The sequence below is a fragment of the Protofrankia sp. CiP1_Cm_nod3 genome (genome assembly GCF_982290655.1).
This window is the reverse complement of record NZ_CEVIVD010000045.1, coordinates 16,256-20,105: the sequence shown is the minus strand read 5'-3', so window position 1 is coordinate 20,105 and position 3,850 is coordinate 16,256. Positions and strand designations below refer to the sequence as shown.

At 72.2% G+C, this 3,850-nt stretch carries 4 protein-coding genes and 1 pseudogene; 3 read left to right on the top strand and 2 right to left on the bottom strand.

Annotated elements, in window-relative coordinates; genetic code table 11:
- Both AC5LUJ_RS11170 and AC5LUJ_RS11165 read right to left on the bottom strand, forming a co-directional pair.
- Nucleotides 1-196: hypothetical protein (locus AC5LUJ_RS11170; protein ID WP_493464904.1), on the bottom strand; the 196-nt coding region annotated here is incomplete at its 3' end.
- Nucleotides 197-245: 49 nt separating this feature from the next.
- Nucleotides 246-911, bottom strand: coding sequence for an O-methyltransferase (locus AC5LUJ_RS11165; protein ID WP_250285983.1), 666 nt, complete (start codon nucleotides 909-911; stop codon nucleotides 246-248).
- 169 nt (nucleotides 912-1,080) lie between these two features.
- On the opposite strand from AC5LUJ_RS11165, the gene sigE reads away from it, so the two are divergent.
- From sigE to AC5LUJ_RS11150, 3 genes and pseudogenes are all read left to right on the top strand, one after another.
- On the top strand, nucleotides 1,081-1,983 hold the full coding sequence (gene sigE, locus AC5LUJ_RS11160; RefSeq protein ID WP_250285984.1) for an RNA polymerase sigma factor SigE: 903 nt from the start codon (nucleotides 1,081-1,083) through the stop codon (nucleotides 1,981-1,983).
- Nucleotides 1,980-2,915 (top strand): anti-sigma factor family protein, encoded by a 936-nt coding sequence (locus tag AC5LUJ_RS11155; protein WP_250285986.1) that lies wholly within the window; start codon nucleotides 1,980-1,982, stop codon nucleotides 2,913-2,915. Before sigE ends, AC5LUJ_RS11155 begins: the two co-directional genes overlap by 4 nt.
- 601 nt (nucleotides 2,916-3,516) lie before the next feature.
- Nucleotides 3,517-3,850: pseudogene (locus tag AC5LUJ_RS11150) on the top strand (hypothetical protein); the annotation flags it as partial.

Genomic DNA, 3,850 nt, shown 5'->3' with positions numbered 1-3,850 from the left:
GAACGGCGGAACGAACGGCAGAAACAGCCTGGCCGAACGAACGGCCTAAAGCGCCGGTCGTGTAACCATACGTATCCTCGCGCACAGCAGCACACGTCGATGGACGCCAGCCGCCGAAGAAGATCAGCGCGAGTTTGTCGCTGTGTACGCTGACACGGCCAAAGAGCGCACACGACAACAAACTCGCGCCGATCATGGCCTGCGTGGGTGGTTACGGACGGGGCTCGCGCTACTTGACCGACGCTCTAGCCGACCGGTGAGGACCTGGCGACCACGGCGACCAGGAGGCCGCCGTAGCCCGTGGTCAGGAGCATGGGGGTCAGCCGGCTGTCGTCGCGGACGGCGGCGACCAGCTCCCGGGCCGCGATGGCCTCGGCGTCGCGGGCGTCGGGATCGGCGACCCGCCCGCCGGCGAGCGCGCCGGTGAAGACCACGATGCCGCCCGCCCGCAGCAGGCGGAGGGCCTGGCTGAGGTAGTCGGTGGCCTCGCGCTGGTCCGCGTCGCAGAAGACCAGGTCGTAGGCGCCGTCGGTGAGCCTGGGCAGGACGTCGAGCGCGCGCCCGGTGATCAGCCGGCTGCGGTTGGGTGCCATGCCGGCGTCCGCGTACGTGCGGCGGGCCAGCCGCAGATGCTCGGCTTCGACGTCGATGGTGGTCAGGGTCCCGTCCGGGCGCATCCCGCGCAGCAGCCAGGTGCCGGACACGCCGGTCCCTGTCCCGATTTCGACAGCTGTGCGGGCTGCCACAGAGGCGGCGAGGAAGCGCAGGATGGAACCGGTGCCCGGGGTGACCGGGACGATACCGACCTCCTCGGCGCGGGCTCGGGCAGCCCGCAGGGGAGGGTCTTCCAGCAGGAAGCCCTCCGTGTATGCGGCGGTCGGATCGACGGCCCCGGTGACTGTGTCGGGCATGACATAGGCAGCCTACGGGAACGCCGGGTGCTGATGGCGCGTTCGTCTTGGCAACGCGCCTCGTGTCGGGGATGGATCGAGGGGAGAACAGCCGGTGTCCGCTGCGGGTTTTGCCGCGCCATGGCCGGCGCGTCGGGTACGTTCGTCTCGAACCGATCGAGAGGCGGCTGTGAACGGACAGGACGCGCGCCTGGCCACGTTCACGTCTGGCCGGCTGGCTCCGCCACGTCCGGCCTCGGAGGAGAACGCCGCCGGGTCTGTCGCGGCCGATGCCGCTGGCACGGTCGGTGGCGACGCGGCCGCGTGGGTCCCACCCACCTGGGAAGAGGTCGTACGGGACCACGGTAACAGGGTGTACCGTCTCGCCTACCGTCTTACGGGTAACGCGCACGACGCCGAAGACCTCACCCAGGACGTCTTCGTGCGCGTGTTCCGGTCGTTGGCGGACTACACACCCGGCACCTTCGAGGGCTGGCTGCACCGGATCACCACGAACCTCTTCCTGGACCGGATGCGACGCCAGCAGAAGATCCGTTTCGACGCGCTGCCGGACGACCCCGAGCGGCTGGCGGGCCGTGAGGCGAGCCCTGAGGCCGTCTACGCGGAGTCGCACTTCGACGCCGACATCGAAGGCGCACTGGCCGCGCTCCCGCCGGACTTCCGGGCCGCGGTCGTGCTCTGCGACATCGAGCAGCTCTCCTACGAGGAGATCGCGCAGACCCTGGGGGTGAAGCTCGGCACGGTCCGCAGCCGGATCTCCAGGGGACGCGCGATGCTGCGGCAGGCGCTCGCCGACCGGGCGCCGCGCTCCTCGGCCTACCTGCCCACAGCCGGGGAAGCGGCGCTGCTGGCCGTGGCCGACGAGCCGGCCGGCAGCAACGCGGCCGTCTCGCCGACGGCCATGGCCGGGCCGCAGTCCCCGCCCATGGCCGACAGCCGGGCCCCGGCGGATGACGGGGCGCACCGGCCACACCGGTCGCACCGGATCCCTCGCCGGGCGGCGGCTGCGAGCGCACCGCCGACCACGGCGCATGTGGGCGGTGCGACGTCCACGCCGGAGCGGCAGGCGTGAGCGAACACCATCTTGGTGATCGGATCGCCCCGCTGGTCGACGGGCAGCTCGACCATGACGACCGGGACCGCGCCCTGGCGCATCTCGCCCGCTGTCCCGCCTGCCAGTGGGAAGTAGCCGAACTGCGTCGCCTCAAGGCGCGGCTGGCGGCGCTCGGCGGCCCTGTGCTGCCGGGTTGTGTGGCGGACAGGCTGCTGCGGATGGCCGCGGCCGCCATCCCCACCCGGTTCGTCGCGGGTACTCCCTCCGCCACGGACAACGACCGGGTGCTTGCCGGCCCCGCGTTTCCAGCCGGCTCCGCGTTTCCAGCCAGCCCCATGCTTCCGGCCGATCCAGCGGCTCCCGTCGGCTACCCGGTCGCGCAGCCGCCCGCCGGCATCCCTGAGAGGTTCCGGTCCGGCCATCCCCATGGCTGGGGAGACGTCCACGCGGCCGGCTCGACGTGGTCGCCGCCGCAGGCGCATGTGCCCACCGGGAGGCGGGCGTTCACGGCCGGGACGCCGGCCGTCCCAGCCGCTGTGATCTTGCCTGCGGCCCTGTCAGAGGCGTCGACGAAGGAGGGATGGACGGCGGCCGGCCGGCCGTCCCCACGGGTGGCACCACGCGTGACCACGCCGGCCACGGGTGGCCGGCGCCCGCGGCCCGGGCCGGCGGATCCGCGTGTACGCGCGGCGTATCGCCGTAGCCGGGCCAGGCGCACCCTGGTGGGCTCGGCGGCCGTGCTGCTTTTCGCCGTCGCGGGAGCCGCGTTCGGGGAGGCGCGCGCTCCCAGCGGGCTTCCCGCGTCGTCGACCCTTCCGGCCGTGGTGCCGGTGGTACAGCCGAGCTTCACCACCGGTGTCACCGCGGTCAGGGTCAGCCGTCTGGCACCGACGGTCAGCGTGGTATCCGTACCGGTCAGCGTACGGCGTCCCCTCGCCGGCAAGCCGTAGGCGGAACGTCGGCGAACCGGGCAAGCCGTGGGTGGAGAACCGGGCAGACCGCAGCTGGGAACTGTCGTCCGCACACGGCGGAAGCCGCCTACAGCCGAAGGCATCGTAGGTGGAAACCGCTGCCTGTATGGCGGATGTCACCTACATGACGGAAGTCACCTACGCTGCCCTGGCAGCCCGGGATCCGTGTCGCGAGTCGTACGGTGGTAGGCGCGTGAACGGTGCGCTATGGTCATCCGCCTGCGGGTGTCACGGCGGTTGACGACTCAGCTCGTCTCCGAACACGTTCCGGAGTCGGTCTGCTGAATATCGGTGACTACGCTGGGCTTTCCGACGCGTCGCGAGGAGCGGCTCGGTGGATCCGAGGCCAGGCGACGATCCGGAGGGCAGGCCCCAGCGGCGGTCGGGAGGCGAAGCGGTCATGAGCAGTGGCAGCGAGAATGTCGCCGTTCCCTCGCGCTCCGGGCCTGTCACGGGGTACTCGCCACAGGCGGGATCCACGGCGGACACGCCCGCTGGCCTGGGGCCGGGCGGGGCGAAGCAGGAGCCGTCGGAGTCGGGAAATATCACTGGAATAGCGCATTCGGGTACGAAAAATGACATGAGCTGGCTCGACGGCGCCGTCCGCGGGCCCTCCGACCCGCCAACCGATCCGTGGTGGACCCGTCCGGCCCCGGGGCCGGTCCCGGTTACCGGTACCGGATGGCCGGGCGGTGCCGCGCTGCCGATCGGCCTGCGGCGGCCGGCCGGTACCCAGTGGTGGGGTGCCGCCGCGCGTACGGGCGTCAGCGCCGGTCCGGTGGCCGCCGACATCACGACCACCGAGGACGCCATGGATGGCGGCCCGACCGCTGTCGGTGCTGCCGACGGCAGCGTGCGGGCGGGTGACCGTGTCGCTGGTGCCGCTGGTGCCGTTGAGCCGGCCGGCGCCCGCC

What these genes read in the sequence shown, in the direction of transcription:
- AC5LUJ_RS11165 (WP_250285983.1), bottom strand. Translation starts at nt 911, where the DNA reads ATGCCCGACACAGTCACCGGGGCCGTCGATCCGACCGCCGCATACACG.